Below are 14,407 nucleotides of genomic sequence, written 5' to 3'. Positions count from 1 at the left end.
ACAGGGATACCAATGAATTCAGAGTGGGCAGAAACGCCTCAGCAGCAGCCCCAGGGCAATCTCGCGCTGGCCGGTGCACAGTTGAAGGCGCAGCGTGAAGCGCTGGGCTGGCCCGTGGAGCAGGTGGCGGACCAGCTCAAGCTGGCGCCGCGCCAGGTGATCGCGCTGGAAGAGGGCGACATGGCGGCCTTGCCGAACCTGGCCGTGGTGCGCGGTTTCGTGCGCGCCTATGCCAAGGTGGTCAAGCTTGACGCGGCGCCGCTGGTGGCCATGATCGAAGTGCATCCGGCGCCGGCGCAAGATCCGGCCGCGCCCGTGCGCCGTGAAATTTCCGCCACGTTCTCGGAATCGCGCTTCCCGTCGATGACACAGCGCTCGTCGAACCAGAGCACCCTCTGGATCGCCGGCGCCGTGGCCGTCGTCGTGGCCGCCGCCTTCGGTGCGTACAAGCTGGGCTATGTGCCGGCCAGCCTGCTGTCCTCGCACACCGAGAAGGAAACGGTGCATGCGGAAGTGGGCCCCGTGGAAACGACCCTGATCAAGCCGGGCCAGGACTTGACGCCCGTGCAGTCGCCATCCGTGCCGCTCATTTCCGTGCCGCCACCGCCAGGCAGCGATACGCAGACGGGGGCGCCCGCCGCCAACGTCGCTTCGGCGCCGGCCGCCGCCGTGCCGCCAGCCGCCGTTCCAGCGCCGGCGACAGCGACGCCGGCCGCCGTCACGCCGCCCGCCGCTGCCGCTGCCCCTGCCGTGGGCGCGAATGCGCTGGTGCTGAAGGTGGAGCAGGATTCCTGGGTCGAGATTCGCCGCCCTGGCGCCACGCCGCTGATTTCGCGCATGGTCAAGGCGGGCAGCACGGAAACGTTCGATATCACGGGCCCCGCCACCTTGGTGGTGGGCAAGCCGGGTGTCGTGCAGGCAACCCTGCGCGGCACGAAACTGGACTTGCCGACCGTGCAGGGTGGTACGATCTCGCGCGTGAGCATCAAGTAACGTTAAACCAGCAGTTCAAGCAAGCAAACTCACAAGACAATATTATGGCGACCTCGAAAACAGCGATCGGCTCCGGCCCTTCCGATCGGCGCGACAGCCGCAAGGTGCTGATCGCGCACGGCCAGCGCCAGATCTGGGTGGGCGGCGACGCCCCCGTGGTGGTGCAGTCGATGACGAATACGGATACGGCCGATGCCATCGGCACGGCGATCCAGATCAAGGAGCTGGCGCGTGCCGGCTCGGAACTGGTGCGCCTGACGGTGGACCGACCGGAAGCGGCCGCGGCCGTGCCCTACATCCGCGAGCAGCTCGACAAGATGGACATCGACGTGCCGCTGGTGGGCGATTTCCACTACAACGGCCATACCCTGCTGAACGATTATCCCGATTGCGCGCGCGCGCTGTCGAAGTACCGCATCAATCCGGGCAACGTGGGCAAGGGCGCCAAGCGCGACACGCAATTTGCGCAGATGATCGAAGCGGCTTGCAAGTACGACAAGCCGGTGCGCATCGGCGTGAACTGGGGCAGCCTGGATCAAGCCTTGCTGGCGCGCATCATGGATGAAAACGCGGGCCGCGCCGACCCATGGCCGGCGCAAGCCGTCATGTACGAGGCCTTGGTGACGTCGGCGATTGAAAACGCCGTGCGCGCCGAGGAACTGGGCCTGGGCCGCGACAAGATCATCCTGTCGTGCAAAGTTTCTGGTGTGCAAGATTTGATCGCCGTGTACCGCGAACTGGCCCGGCGCTGCGACTATCCGCTGCACCTGGGCCTGACGGAAGCGGGCATGGGCAGCAAGGGCATCGTCGCTTCGACGGCGGCCCTGTCCGTGCTGCTGCAGGAGGGCATTGGCGACACCATCCGCATCTCGCTCACGCCCGAACCGGGCGGCGACCGCACGCGCGAAGTCATCGTCGGCCAGGAAATCCTGCAAACCATGGGCTTGCGCAAGTTCGCGCCCATGGTCATCGCCTGCCCCGGTTGCGGCCGCACGACGTCGACCACCTTCCAGGAGTTGGCCGACAACATCCAGACGTATCTGCGCGAGCAGATGCCGGAATGGAAGAAATCGTATCCGGGCGTGGAAGCGATGAACGTGGCCGTGATGGGTTGCATCGTCAATGGTCCCGGCGAATCGAAGCATGCGAATATCGGCATCAGCCTGCCCGGCACGGGCGAATCGCCGGCCGCGCCCGTGTTTGTCGACGGCGAGAAAGTCGTCACCCTGCGCGGCGAACGCATCGTCGAGGAATTCCAGGACATCGTCCTCAATTATGTTAAAAGCCATTATGGCGCAGCAGCGTAGGTCGGATTAGCGCTACGCGCGTAATCCGACAATCAAGTTAAAGAGAACACTATGTCCGAAAATAAAAAGCTCGACAAGATCACCGCCGTCAAAGGCATGAACGATATCCTGCCCGCCGACGCCCCGCTGTGGGAATTGTTTGAAAACACGGCGCAGTCGGTGCTGCAAAGCTACGGCTTCCAGCAGATCCGCACGCCGATCGTGGAAGAAACGAAATTGTTCGCGCGCGCCATCGGCGCCGTGACCGATATCGTGGAAAAGGAAATGTATTCGTTCACCGATTCGATGAACGGCGACAACCTGACCCTGCGCCCGGAAGGCACGGCCGGCGTGGTGCGCGCCGTGGTCGAGCACAACCTCGTCTACGAAGGTCCGAAGCGCCTGTGGTACAAGGGCCAGATGTTCCGCCACGAGCGCCCGCAGAAAGGCCGCTATCGCCAGTTCCACCAGTTCGGCGTGGAAGCCATCGGTTTCACGGGTCCGGACATCGACGCCGAGATCATCATGCTGTCGCGCCGCCTGTGGGACGATCTGGGCCTGGAAGGCATCCGCCTGGAACTGAACTCGATCGGCGACGCGGCCGAGCGCCTGCGCCACCGCGCCGACCTGATCGCCTACCTGGAAGGCCACAGCGAGCTGCTCGACGAAGAAGCCAAGCGCCGCCTGCACAGCAATCCGCTGCGCATCCTCGACACCAAGAACCCTGCCATGCAGGACCTGGTCAATGGCGCGCCGAAGCTGCTCGACTACCTGGGCGAGGAATCGCTGGCGCACTTCCACGGCGTGCAGAAGATATTGAACCACAACAATATTCCGTTCACCATCAATCCACGCCTGGTGCGCGGCCTCGATTACTACAACCGCACGGTGTTCGAGTGGGTCAGCGACAAGCTGGGCGCGCAAGGCACGGTCTGCGCCGGTGGTCGCTATGATGGCATGGTGGAAATGTTCGGCGGCAAATCGACGCCCGCCGTCGGTTTCGGCATGGGCGTCGAGCGCCTGGTGCTGCTGATGAAGGATGCGGCCGAGCCGGAAGCCCCGGCCCAGTGCGACGTGTATCTGGTGCACCAGGGCGAGCAGGCCGGTTTGCAAGCGTTCGTGCTGGCCGAGCGGATTCGCGATGCGGGCCTGGACGTTGTGCTACATTGCGCAGCGAGCAACGGCGGCGGCAGCTTCAAGACGCAAATGAAAAAAGCCGACGCCAGCGGCGCGGCGTTTGCCGTGATCCTGGGCGACGATGAAATCGCCAACAATGTGGCCACGGTGAAAGCCATGCGCGAAGCCGATGCGGGCGCGCAGCAGAACACGGTGCCGTTCGACGATGTCGTCGATTACGTGGTGGACCAGATCATCGGCGACCACGATTGCGGCCACGACCACGGTCCTGGCGGCCACGTGCATCACCACCATTGATTTGCAGCAAGACCGTACTACCCTCGATCAACTACTCATTCAAACTGACGACCCATGGCATACGATCACGAAGAACAAGAACAACTGGCAACCCTCAAGGCCTGGTGGCAGCGCAATGGCAATCTGACCTCCTGGGTCCTGATCGTGGCGCTGGCAGGCTATAGCGGCTGGGCTGGCTGGCAGTACTACCAGCGCACGCAGGCGGCGCAAGCGGGCCAGTTGTACGACGAACTGCAAAACGCCATCGCCGCCAAGGATACGGCCAAGGTGATGCGCGCGGCCGGCGACATGCAGTCGCGTTTCAGCGGCACGGCGTATGCGCAGATGAGCGCCCTGGCCGCGGCCAAGGTGGCGTTCGATGCGAATGACCTGAAAACGGCCAAGACCCAGCTGCAATGGGTGGCCGAGCATGGTACGGAAGAATACAAGGCCATCGCCAAGCTGCGCCTGGCTGGTGTCTTGCTCGATGAGAAATCCTACGATGAGGCGCTGAAGGTGCTGGCCTCGGACACGGTGCCGCAATTTGCCGGTGCCGTGGCCGACCGCAAGGGCGACATCCTGGTGGCGCAAAACAAGCTGGCCGATGCCCGCACCGCCTACCTGGCCGCGTTGGCGGCGACGGACAAGAACAATCCAGGCCGTCAATTGATCCAGGTCAAACTGGAGGCGATAGGCGGTACGGTGCCGGAAGACAAGGCCAAGGCTGAGCAAGCGGCCGCCTGATAGCCGTTCCGGTTCTGTCGTGCGGCCCTGGCGCCGCGCGCCTTACCCCTACAAGTACAAGAAAAAGGTTGGATAACACTTATGCGTGTCACTGAAAAGCTGGTAGCGGCAAGCCTGTTGGCCTTGATGGCCGGTTGCTCGTCCTGGAATCCGTTTGCGTCGAAAGACCCGAAAGTCGAGCCGGCCAAGCTGGTCGAGTTAAAATCGAGCATCGCCGTGCGCGATGTCTGGAAGTATGCGATCGGCAAGTCGGGCGTGTATGCGTTCACGCCGGCGCTGGCTGCCGGCAGCCTGTACGTAGTCAACGCCGATGGCGCGCTGGCGCGCCTCGATGCGGCCACCGGCCGTGAAACATGGCGCGTCAAGGCCGGCAGCGATATCACCTCGAGTGCCGGCAGCGATGGCAGCGTGGTGGCCGTGGGTGCCGCCAAGGGCGCCGTGCTGGCGTTCGACGCCGATGGCAAGCAGTTGTGGAAGGCACAGGCCTCGAGCGAAGTGCTGACGGCGCCCGTCGTCGGCCAGGGCGTGGTGGTGGTGCGCAGCGTGGACAACCGCATCGTCGGCTTCGATGCCAAGACGGGCGAGCGCAAGTGGGTGGTGCAGCGCACGACGCCGGCATTGACCTTGCGCAATGCGCCGGGCATGGTGCTGGGCGGCTCTACCGTGTATGCGGCCCAGCCGGGCGGCAAGCTGCTGGCGCTGACGGCGGCCACCGGTGTGGTACGCTGGGAGATTGTCGTCAGCGAGCCGCGCGGCGCCACCGAGCTGGAACGCGTGTCCGACATCGCCGGCACGCCGGTCGTGTTTGAAGGCGACGTGTGCACCGTCACCTACCAGGGTAAGGCGGGCTGCTTCGATGCCGCCACGGGCGTGCCGCGCTGGGGCAAGCCGATCTCGTCCGATGTGGGCGTGGCCGTCGACCAGCGTTTCGTGTTCACCGCCGATGACCAGGGCGCCGTCGTGGCGTTCAGCCGCGAAGGCGGGCAGAGTGCCTGGAAGAATGATGCGCTGGCGCGCCGCCGCCTGTCGACGCCAGCCTCCTACGGCCGCAGCGTCGCCGTCGGCGACTATCAGGGTTATATCCACTTCCTGTCACGGGAAGATGGCGCTTTAATAGGTCGGGTCAGCACCGACGGCAGCCCGATTGTTTCGGCTCCCGTCGTCGCCGGTTCGAATTTGATTTTTCAAACCCAATCAGGGACAGTGACCGCTCTCGCGGTCGAGTAATACAATGAAGCCGGTAATTGCACTAGTAGGTCGACCCAATGTTGGGAAATCGACTTTATTCAATCGTCTGACCCGCTCGCGCGATGCGCTGGTGGCGGATTTGCCTGGGTTGACGCGCGATCGTCACTATGGCGAAGGCCGTGTCGGCGAACGTCCCTTCCTGGTCATCGATACGGGTGGTTTCGAACCCGTGGCCAAGGAAGGCATCATGCACCAGATGGCACTGCAGACCAAGCAGGCCGTGGCCGAGGCCGACGTGGTGGTGTTCATCGTGGACGGCCGCCAAGGCCTGACGCCGCATGACAAGACCATCGTCGACTTCCTGCGCAAGAGCGGGCGCCCGGTCTTGCTGGTGGTCAACAAGAGCGAAGGCATGCGCTACACGGCCGTCGTGTCCGAATTCTATGAATTGGGCATGGGCGATCCGTATGCGATCTCCTCGGCGCACGGCGACGGCGTCAACGACCTCGTCGAAGTCATGCTGGACATGGCGTTCGCGCAGCGTCCGGATGAGCCGGAAGAGCTGGAAAAGACGGACCGCGGCATCAAGATCGCGCTGGTTGGCCGTCCGAACGTGGGCAAGTCGACCCTCATCAATACGCTGCTGGGCGAAGAGCGCGTGATCGCCTTCGACATGCCGGGCACGACGCGCGACTCGATCGAGATTCCGTTCGAACGCGATGGCCAGCAATACACCTTGATCGACACGGCCGGTATCCGCCGCCGCGGCAAGGTGTTCGAGGCGATCGAGAAGTTTTCGGTGGTCAAGACGCTGCAGTCGATTTCCGAAGCCAACGTGGTGGTGCTGATGCTCGACGCGCAGCAGGATATTTCCGAGCAAGACGCGCATATCGCCGGCTTCATCCTGGAATCGGGCCGCGCGCTGGTGGTGGCCGTGAACAAATGGGATGGCCTGCAATCGCACGAACGCGACGAGATCAAGATCGATATCGACCGCAAGCTCGATTTCCTGTCGTTCGCGCAGATGCATTTCATTTCGGCGCTGAAGGGCACCAACATCGCCCCACTGATGAAGTCGCTCAACGCCGCGTATGCGGCCGCCATGTGCGACCTGTCGACGCCGAAGCTGACGCGCGCCCTGATCGAGGCCGTGGAGAAGCAGGAACCGCGCCGCAAGGGCTCCATCCGTCCGAAGCTGCGCTATGCGCACCAGGGCGGCATGAACCCGCCTGTGATCGTGATACACGGTAACGCGCTCGACGCCGTGGGCGACCCGTACAAGCGCTATCTGGAAAAGCATTTCCGCGATACCTTTGCGCTGGTCGGCACGCCATTGCGCATCGAACTGCGCACGGGTAAAAATCCGTTTGCCAGAACGCCGAGCAAGTAAATAGTCGATTAAGCGCGAATTAAGGCGCCGCACCGATAATGCGGCGCCGATGGCAAATAATAATGGCCATTTGCGCGGAAATAATAAAGTGTTAATGCACCATGCGCGACAGCGATCGCGAAAACAGGTTACAGTAGCTGCGACGCATCATTCTCTCGAAGAGAATGCTGTGTGAGCACTTGAAATCAAGCGAGTCGCCTCCAATTCTTAAATACAACAACATCACGGAGCTGTTATGAGCAACAAAGGGCAACTGTTACAAGACCCATTCCTCAATGCATTACGCAAAGAGCATGTTCCTGTCTCGATTTATCTGGTCAATGGCATTAAATTGCAGGGCCATATCGAATCGTTCGATCAATATGTCGTATTGCTGCGCAATACGGTCACGCAGATGGTGTACAAGCATGCCATCTCGACAGTGGTGCCGGCCCGTGCCGTCAATCTCAATATTGAATCTGAAGCGGAGTAAAGCGTTGAGCTTGAAGGCCCTGCGCCTCTCACCCTTCCACGCTCCTGTCCGCGCCTGCGGTGCTGATGCGTTTGCATCGGCACCCGCGTCAACTTGCCTGTTCCCATCATGCGCGCGGCACTAGTCGGGGTTGACTTCGGTCACAGCGACTTCGCCGCCAGCATGGAGGAATTGATGCTGTTGTCGCGTTCCGCTGGCGCGGACCCGATTTCCACCATCACGGCCAAGCGTTCCAGCCCGGATTCGGCGTATTTTGTCGGCAGCGGCAAGGCCGACGAAATTGGCGACGTCGTCGTCAACGATGGCCTGGAAATCGTCATCTTCAACCACGCCCTGTCGCCTGCCCAGCAGCGCAATCTGGAAAAGCGCCTGAACGTGCGCGTACTCGACCGTACCAGCCTGATCCTCGACATCTTTGCGCAGCGCGCCAAGAGCCACGAGGGCAAGCTGCAGGTCGAGCTGGCCCAGTTGCAGCATCTGGCCACGCGCCTGATCCGCGGCTGGACCCACCTTGAGCGGCAAAAGGGCGGCATCGGCTTGCGCGGTCCGGGCGAAACACAGCTCGAGACCGACCGCCGGCTGATCGGCGACCGTGTCAAGGCCTTGCGCGCGCGCCTGGAAAAACTGCACAAGCAGCGCGAAACGCAGCGCCGCGCGCGCGGGCGCAATCACACATTCTCGGTGTCCCTGGTCGGCTATACCAATGCCGGCAAGTCGACCCTGTTCAATGCCGTGACCAAGGCCGGCGTGTATGTGGCCGACCAGCTGTTCGCCACCCTGGACACGACTTCGCGCCGGGTTTACCTGGGGCAGGACGTGGGCAACGTGGTCATTTCGGACACGGTCGGCTTCGTGCGCGAATTGCCGCACCAGCTGGTGGCGGCTTTTCGCGCCACGCTCGAAGAAACCATCCATGCCGATCTGCTGCTGCATGTCGTCGACGCTGCGTCGCCGGTGCGCATGGAGCAGATCGAACAGGTCAACCTGGTCTTGAAAGAGATCGGCGCCGATCATATTCCGCAAATCCTCGTGTGGAACAAGATCGATGCGGCCGGGCTGGAGCCTTCGGTGGAGCGCGACGAATATGCTACGATCAGTCGCGTCTTCGTCAGTGCGCAGAAGGGCAGCGGGCTCGACCTGCTGCGCGATGCAATTGTCGAGATGGCCAAGAAAGCGCCGGGCTCGGCTCACCTCTATCAGAACGGCGAAGCGCTGCTGCACGATGATCTGCTCGACGATCAGTATGGCCAGCACGATGACGCCGCCCCGGACCAGGCCGAAGAGCCTGACCAGGACGATAGGTTCCCCACCCACTCCAAAGTCGGAACACGATAGTTATGCTTGTCTCCCTACTCAAAAAAACAGGCTTGAAGTTGTCCCTGAACGATCCCCGCTGGGGCAATCGCAAGGACGACGGCAAGAAAGCCCAAGAAGGCAAAAAGCCCGGCGAAGGACCACCGGATCTCGACCAGTTGTGGCGCGATTTCAATCAGCGCCTGAACGCGTTTTTCGGACAGAAGAACCGTCCCGATAACGGCGGCAATAACAACAACGGCGGCAACGGCCCGCGCCCCGACATGAAGGGCGCCGGCATCACCGCCGGCGTGGTCGGCGTGATCGCCGTCTTCATCTGGCTCGCCAGCGGTGCCTTCATCGTGCAAGAGGGCCAGAGCGGCGTGGTGCTGACGTTTGGCCAATACACGCGCACGGCGCCGGCCGGTCTCAACTGGCGCTGGCCGTATCCGTTCCAGACCGATGAAACCGTCAACGTGTCGCAGGTGCGCACGGTGGAAGTGGGTTACCGCCAGTCGCTGCGCAACAAGCAGGCCAGCGAGTCGCTGATGCTGACGGACGATGAAAACATCATCGACATCCAGTTCGCGGTGCAGTACACCTTGAAAGATCCGGTGGAATGGCTGTTCAGCCTGCGCGACCAGGAAGACACCCTGCGCCAGGTCGCCGAAACGGCGATCCGCGAAGTGGTCGGCCGCAGCAAGATGGACTTCGTGCTGTATGAAGGCCGCGAAAAAGTGGCCTTTGACACGCAGAAATTGATGCAGCAGATTCTTGATGGTTACAAGGCTGGCGTGTTGATTAACAATGTGACGATGCAGGCCGTGCAGCCGCCGGAGCAGGTGCAAGCCGCCTTCGACGATGCCGTCAAGGCAGGCCAGGATCGCGAACGCCAGAAGAATGAAGGCCAGGCCTACGCCAATGACGTCATTCCAAAAGCGCGCGGTGCGGCATTCCGCCTGCTGCAGGAAGCCGAGGCCTACCGGGCCATGGTGACCGAGAACTCCGAAGGTAACGCGTCCCGCTTCAAGCAGGTGCTGGTCGAATACCAGAAGGCGCCGGCCGTCACGCGCGACCGCATGTACCTGGAAACGATGCAGCAAGTGTTCAGCAGCGCCAGCAAGGTCATGGTCGACGCCAAGACGGGCAGCAATCTGCTGTATCTGCCGCTCGACAAGTTGATCGCCCAGCAGGCGGCGTCGGACGCCTCGGCCGCGGCAGCGCGCGCCGCAGCGGCCGCACCCGCAGCCAATACCGTAATGCCACAGGAAGCCATGCAGACAGTAGAAGTCAATTCGCGTCGCGACAGCCGCTCTTCGCGTGAACGGGAGAGCCGCTAATGAACCGTATCGTCGCCGCCCTGATCGCGGGCTTTATCGCGATCATGCTCTTGTCCTCGACCGTGTTCGTGGTCGACCAGCGTAAATACGCGGTCGTCTTCGCGCTGGGTGAAGTCAAGGAAGTCATCAGCGAACCTGGCCTGTATTTCAAGCTGCCGCCGCCATTCCAGAACGTCATCTACCTGGACAAGCGCATCCTGACCCTGGACACGCCGGAGCCCGAACGCTTCATCACGGCCGAGAAGAAGAACATCCTCGTCGACGCGTATGTGAAGTGGCGCATCGTCAATCCGAAGACCTATTTCCGCAGCTTCGGCGGCGATGAAAGCCGCGCCCGCAACCGCATGTCGCAGATCGTCAAGGCCGCGCTGAACGATGAAATCACCAAGCGCACCGTGCGCGAAGTGATCTCGGGTGAGCGTGGCAAGGTGATGCAGGCGATCAAGGCCAAGGTGGCGGCCGAGGCCGAGGCCATCGGCGTGGGCATCGTCGACGTGCGCCTGAAGCGCGTCGATTATGTCGAGCAGATCAACAACTCCGTGTACGAGCGCATGAAGTCCGAGCGCGTGCGCGTGGCCAATGAGCTGCGTTCGACCGGTTCGGCCGACTCCGAGAAGATCCGCGCCGATGCCGACAAGCAGCGCACGGTGATCCTGGCCGAGGCGTATCGCGAAGCCGAGAAGATCCGCGGCGAGGGTGATGCCAAGGCGTCGCAGATCTATGCGGAGGCATTCGGCAAGAATCCGGAGTTCTACAAGTTCTACCGCAGCCTGGAAGCCTACCGCGCCAGCTTCAAGGACAAGGGCGACGTGATGGTCGTCGATCCTAGCTCGGAGTTCTTCAAGTACTTCAAGGGCGGCGGCGCGGCCGGCGCGGCCAAGAAGTAAGCGAGCAGCATGGTTGTTCGCCGCGCCCGACAGGGCGGGGCGGGCGTGAGCAGGGCCGGCTTGAACGCCGGCCCTGTTTTTTTGTGCCCGCCATGGCCTGGCGGGAAGGCGTAAAATGAGGTGTTTTTCGCCTTGTGCTGTGGCGATTCGGCGAACTTATCCCTAAAGGGCCATGTTTTCGCGTAAAATATCAGGTTCGGCCTCTTGCCTGGCGCGCCTGCCGCTGCCTCGCATGATGCATTTTTCAACTTTCTTCCGTATCTCGCTCCCTCATGCCGAATTGGCTTTTGCCCGAAAATATTGCCGATGTTCTGCCGTCGGAAGCGCGCAAGATCGAAGAGCTGCGCCGCCTCATGCTGGATAATTTCCGTCTGTACGGATATGAACTGGTCATGCCGCCGCTGCTCGAGTATCTGGAATCGCTGATGACCGGCGCTGGCAAGGATACCGACCTGCGCACGTTCAAACTGGTCGACCAGCTGTCGGGCCGCATGCTCGGCCTGCGCGCCGACATGACCACGCAAGTGGCGCGCATCGACGCGCACCTGCTCAACCGTGCCACCGTCACCCGCCTGTGCTACGCCGGCAGCGTGCTGCATACCCGTCCGTCGGGCCTGCACGCCACCCGCGAGCCGCTGCAGATCGGCGCCGAAATCTATGGCCACGCCGGCCTGGAAGCGGACGCCGAGATCCAGGAACTGGCGCTCGCCTCGCTGGCACTGGCCGGTTTCGACAGCGTGCGCCTGGATTTGTCGCACGTCGGCCTGTTGCGCGCTATCATTGCGCAGGATGCCGCCGCCGGACGCGACGAGGCAGCGCTGTACAGCCTGCTGCGCGCCAAGGATGCGCCAGGACTGCGCGCGCTGACCGCCGCCTACGATGCCGTCACGCGCGAGGCGCTGCTGGCCTTGCCCAACCTGTACGGCGACATCGACGTGCTGGCGCGGGCGCGCGAAGTGCTGCCGCCGCTGCCGGGCGTGCTCAAGGCGCTGGCCGAGCTGGCCGCGCTGGCCGGTTCTGCTTTGGGTCGCGCCGAAGTGGCGATCGACCTGGCCGACCTGCGCGGCTACCAATATGAAAGCGGCGCGATGTTTGCGCTGTATGTACCTGGCTTGCCGAACGCGGTTGCGCGCGGCGGCCGTTATGACCACGTCGGCGAAGCGTTCGGCCGGGCTCGTCCCGCGACCGGCTTCTCGCTCGATTTGCGCGAACTGGCGCGCCTGTTGCCGACCGCGGAACGCAAGCACTCGATCCGCGCGCCGTGGGGCAGCGCGCCAGAATTGAAGGAAAAAATCGCCGAGTTGCGCAAGGCGGGCGAGGTCGTGATCCAGAGCATGCCGGGTCACAGTAATGAACAAGACGAGTTCGAGTGCGATCGCGCGCTGGTACTTGCCGATAATGGTAGTAGCTGGATTCTTAAAAACTTAGGTTGAGTGATGTCAAAGAAAATTATGGCAAAGAACGTCGTTGTCATCGGCACCCAATGGGGCGATGAAGGTAAAGGCAAGATCGTCGACTGGTTGACCGATCACGCCCAGGGTGTGGTGCGCTTCCAGGGCGGCCACAATGCAGGCCACACGCTGGTCATCGGCGGCGTCAAAACCGCGCTGCAGCTGATCCCGTCGGGCATCATGCGTCCAGGCGTCGCCTGCTACATCGGTAACGGCGTGGTCGTTTCCGTGCCGGACGTGCTGCGCGAAATCGACAAGCTCGAAGCTGTCGGCGTTGAAGTCGCCTCGCGCCTGAAAGTGTCGGACGCCGCACCGGTCATCCTGCCTTACCACACCGCGATCGACCTGGCGCGTGAAGTCAAGCGTGGCGATGCGAAGATCGGCACCACCGGCAAGGGCATCGGCCCGGCCTACGAAGACAAGGTGGCGCGCCGCGCGATCCGTATCGCCGACCTGCTCAACGAGAAGCGCTTTGCCGAAAAGCTGGCCGAAAACCTCGACTACCACAACTTCGTGCTGGAGCACTACCTGAAGGCGCCGAAAGTCGACTATCAGAAGACCCTCGACGATGCGCTGGCCTATGTGCCGCGCCTGCGTCCGATGGTCACCGACGTGTCGAGCGCGCTGTACAAGGCGCACAAGGCCGGCGCGAACCTGCTGTTCGAAGGCGCGCAGGGTTCCCTGCTCGACGTCGACCACGGCACCTACCCGTTCGTCACTTCGTCGAACTGCGTGGCCGGCAATGCCGCCGCCGGTTCGGGCGTGGGCCCGGGCATGCTGCACTACATCATGGGCATCACCAAGGCCTACACGACGCGCGTCGGCTCCGGCCCGTTCCCTTCGGAACTGCCAACGGATGCGGGCGTGGGCCACCACCTGGCGCAAGTCGGCCATGAATTCGGCACCGTGACGGGCCGTGCCCGCCGCTGCGGCTGGTTCGATGCCGCCTTGCTGCGTCGTTCCGTGCAGATCAACGGCGTGACGGGCATGTGCCTGACCAAGCTGGATGTACTGGACGGTATCGAAACGCTGAAACTGTGCACCGGCTACACCATCGACGGCGTGGCCACGGACATCTTCCCGTCGGGCGCTGAAGAAGCCGCCCGTTGCGTGCCCGTGTACGAAGAGATGCCGGGCTGGACGGAAAGCACCGTCGGCGCGAAATCGCTGGCGGCCTTGCCGGCAACGGCGCGCGCTTACATCAAGCGCATCGAAGAACTGGTCGGCGTACCGGTGGACATGGTTTCGACCGGTCCGGATCGTGAAGAAACGATCGTGCTGCGCCACCCATTCGAGTAAGCTGCTGGACACAATCCGCCGCAAGGCGGATTTTTTTAATCACGCTAATAATAAGATTCCACTATCATGACTACCCCACAATCGAACGATCAACATCTCTGGGTCAACTGGGAAGAGTATCACCGCCTGATCGAGCGCCTGGCGCTGAAAGTCTACGAATCGGGCTGGAAATTTGACCAGGTATTGTGCCTGGCGCGCGGCGGCGTGCGCCCCGGCGACGTATTCTCGCGCATTTTTGATTTGCCGCTGGCGATCCTGTCGACCAGCTCCTACCGCGAAGACGCAGGCACCGTGCGCGGCGACCTCGATATCGCCAAGTACATGACCATGACCAAAGGCCCGCTGGCCGGCCGCATCCTGCTGGTCGACGACCTGGCCGATTCCGGCGTCACCCTGGACAAGGTCACGCGCCACCTGAAGGACAATTTCCCGGACGTGACTGAAGTCAAGTCGGCCGTGATCTGGCTCAAGGGCTGCTCCGTCGTGCGTCCCGATTACTTCCTCGATGAACTGCCGCACAATCCTTGGATCCACCAGCCTTTCGAAGACTACGACGGCCTGCGCCCGCACCAGCTGGCGGCATGGATCAAGAAGGGCGAAACGGCCAAGTAATTGTCCGCAACGTCAGCACCGCATACGAAGCCGCAACTG

13 protein-coding genes are annotated in these 14,407 nt (G+C 62.6%); all 13 read left to right on the top strand.

Annotated elements, in window-relative coordinates:
• Positions 1-12: 12 nt before the first annotated feature.
• The 13 genes from AC3RCJ_RS21755 (at position 13) to AC3RCJ_RS21695 (ending at position 14,368) form a co-directional block, all read left to right on the top strand.
• Positions 13-993, top strand: a complete 981-nt coding sequence (locus tag AC3RCJ_RS21755) for a helix-turn-helix domain-containing protein (RefSeq protein ID WP_492958975.1) — start codon at positions 13-15, stop codon at positions 991-993.
• 44 nt (positions 994-1,037) lie between these two features.
• A complete protein-coding gene (gene ispG / locus AC3RCJ_RS21750) occupies positions 1,038-2,300 on the top strand; it encodes a flavodoxin-dependent (E)-4-hydroxy-3-methylbut-2-enyl-diphosphate synthase (protein ID WP_492958973.1) in 1,263 nt (420 codons plus the stop codon).
• Between the two features lie 51 nt (positions 2,301-2,351).
• Complete coding sequence (gene hisS, locus AC3RCJ_RS21745) at positions 2,352-3,713, top strand: histidine--tRNA ligase (protein WP_492958971.1); 1,362 nt, start codon at positions 2,352-2,354, stop codon at positions 3,711-3,713.
• A gap of 54 nt (positions 3,714-3,767) precedes the next feature.
• Complete coding sequence (locus AC3RCJ_RS21740) at positions 3,768-4,436, top strand: YfgM family protein (protein WP_492958969.1); 669 nt, start codon at positions 3,768-3,770, stop codon at positions 4,434-4,436.
• A gap of 81 nt (positions 4,437-4,517) precedes the next feature.
• A complete protein-coding gene (gene bamB / locus AC3RCJ_RS21735; protein WP_492958967.1) occupies positions 4,518-5,663 on the top strand; it encodes an outer membrane protein assembly factor BamB in 1,146 nt (381 codons plus the stop codon).
• A 4-nt stretch (positions 5,664-5,667) separates the two neighbouring features.
• Positions 5,668-7,014, top strand: a complete 1,347-nt coding sequence (der, locus tag AC3RCJ_RS21730; RefSeq protein WP_492958965.1) for a ribosome biogenesis GTPase Der — start codon at positions 5,668-5,670, stop codon at positions 7,012-7,014.
• A gap of 235 nt (positions 7,015-7,249) precedes the next feature.
• On the top strand, positions 7,250-7,486 hold the full coding sequence (gene hfq, locus AC3RCJ_RS21725; RefSeq protein ID WP_008450615.1) for an RNA chaperone Hfq: 237 nt from the start codon (positions 7,250-7,252) through the stop codon (positions 7,484-7,486).
• Positions 7,487-7,591: 105 nt separating this feature from the next.
• Positions 7,592-8,821 carry a GTPase HflX gene (gene hflX / locus AC3RCJ_RS21720; protein ID WP_492959180.1) on the top strand — a complete coding sequence of 410 codons (1,230 nt, stop codon included), beginning with the start codon at positions 7,592-7,594 and terminating at the stop codon, positions 8,819-8,821.
• 2 nt (positions 8,822-8,823) lie between these two features.
• The gene (gene hflK, locus AC3RCJ_RS21715) at positions 8,824-10,119 is read left to right on the top strand and encodes an FtsH protease activity modulator HflK (protein WP_492958963.1); all 1,296 of its coding nucleotides are present in this window, start codon (positions 8,824-8,826) and stop codon (positions 10,117-10,119) included.
• Positions 10,119-11,006, top strand: coding sequence for a protease modulator HflC (hflC, locus tag AC3RCJ_RS21710; RefSeq protein ID WP_492958961.1), 888 nt, complete (start codon positions 10,119-10,121; stop codon positions 11,004-11,006). The genes hflK and hflC overlap by 1 nt, the downstream gene beginning before the upstream one ends.
• Before the next feature lie 272 nt (positions 11,007-11,278).
• Positions 11,279-12,439: an ATP phosphoribosyltransferase regulatory subunit gene (locus AC3RCJ_RS21705; RefSeq protein ID WP_492958959.1), complete on the top strand. Its 1,161-nt coding sequence runs from the start codon at positions 11,279-11,281 to the stop codon at positions 12,437-12,439.
• 3 nt (positions 12,440-12,442) lie between these two features.
• Positions 12,443-13,756 carry an adenylosuccinate synthase gene (locus AC3RCJ_RS21700; protein WP_492958957.1) on the top strand — a complete coding sequence of 438 codons (1,314 nt, stop codon included), beginning with the start codon at positions 12,443-12,445 and terminating at the stop codon, positions 13,754-13,756.
• Positions 13,757-13,822: 66 nt separating this feature from the next.
• Positions 13,823-14,368, top strand: coding sequence for a phosphoribosyltransferase (locus AC3RCJ_RS21695; protein WP_492958955.1), 546 nt, complete (start codon positions 13,823-13,825; stop codon positions 14,366-14,368).
• The last annotated feature ends 39 nt before the right edge of the window (positions 14,369-14,407 follow it).

The organism is Janthinobacterium sp. GW822-FHT07H11 (genome assembly GCF_058798615.1).
Note: the sequence above shows the minus strand (reverse complement) of the source record. Positions and strands in the feature narration are given on the sequence as shown.

What these genes read in the sequence shown, in the direction of transcription:
- ispG (WP_492958973.1), top strand. Translation starts at nt 1,038, where the DNA reads ATGGCGACCTCGAAAACAGCGATCGGCTCCGGCCCTTCCGATCGGCGC.
- hfq (WP_008450615.1), top strand. Translation starts at nt 7,250, where the DNA reads ATGAGCAACAAAGGGCAACTGTTACAAGACCCATTCCTCAATGCATTA.
- AC3RCJ_RS21700 (WP_492958957.1), top strand. Translation starts at nt 12,443, where the DNA reads ATGTCAAAGAAAATTATGGCAAAGAACGTCGTTGTCATCGGCACCCAA.
- der (WP_492958965.1), top strand. Translation starts at nt 5,668, where the DNA reads ATGAAGCCGGTAATTGCACTAGTAGGTCGACCCAATGTTGGGAAATCG.
- AC3RCJ_RS21705 (WP_492958959.1), top strand. Translation starts at nt 11,279, where the DNA reads ATGCCGAATTGGCTTTTGCCCGAAAATATTGCCGATGTTCTGCCGTCG.
- bamB (WP_492958967.1), top strand. Translation starts at nt 4,518, where the DNA reads ATGCGTGTCACTGAAAAGCTGGTAGCGGCAAGCCTGTTGGCCTTGATG.
- AC3RCJ_RS21755 (WP_492958975.1), top strand. Translation starts at nt 13, where the DNA reads ATGAATTCAGAGTGGGCAGAAACGCCTCAGCAGCAGCCCCAGGGCAAT.
- AC3RCJ_RS21740 (WP_492958969.1), top strand. Translation starts at nt 3,768, where the DNA reads ATGGCATACGATCACGAAGAACAAGAACAACTGGCAACCCTCAAGGCC.
- hflC (WP_492958961.1), top strand. Translation starts at nt 10,119, where the DNA reads ATGAACCGTATCGTCGCCGCCCTGATCGCGGGCTTTATCGCGATCATG.
- AC3RCJ_RS21695 (WP_492958955.1), top strand. Translation starts at nt 13,823, where the DNA reads ATGACTACCCCACAATCGAACGATCAACATCTCTGGGTCAACTGGGAA.
- hflK (WP_492958963.1), top strand. Translation starts at nt 8,824, where the DNA reads ATGCTTGTCTCCCTACTCAAAAAAACAGGCTTGAAGTTGTCCCTGAAC.
- hisS (WP_492958971.1), top strand. Translation starts at nt 2,352, where the DNA reads ATGTCCGAAAATAAAAAGCTCGACAAGATCACCGCCGTCAAAGGCATG.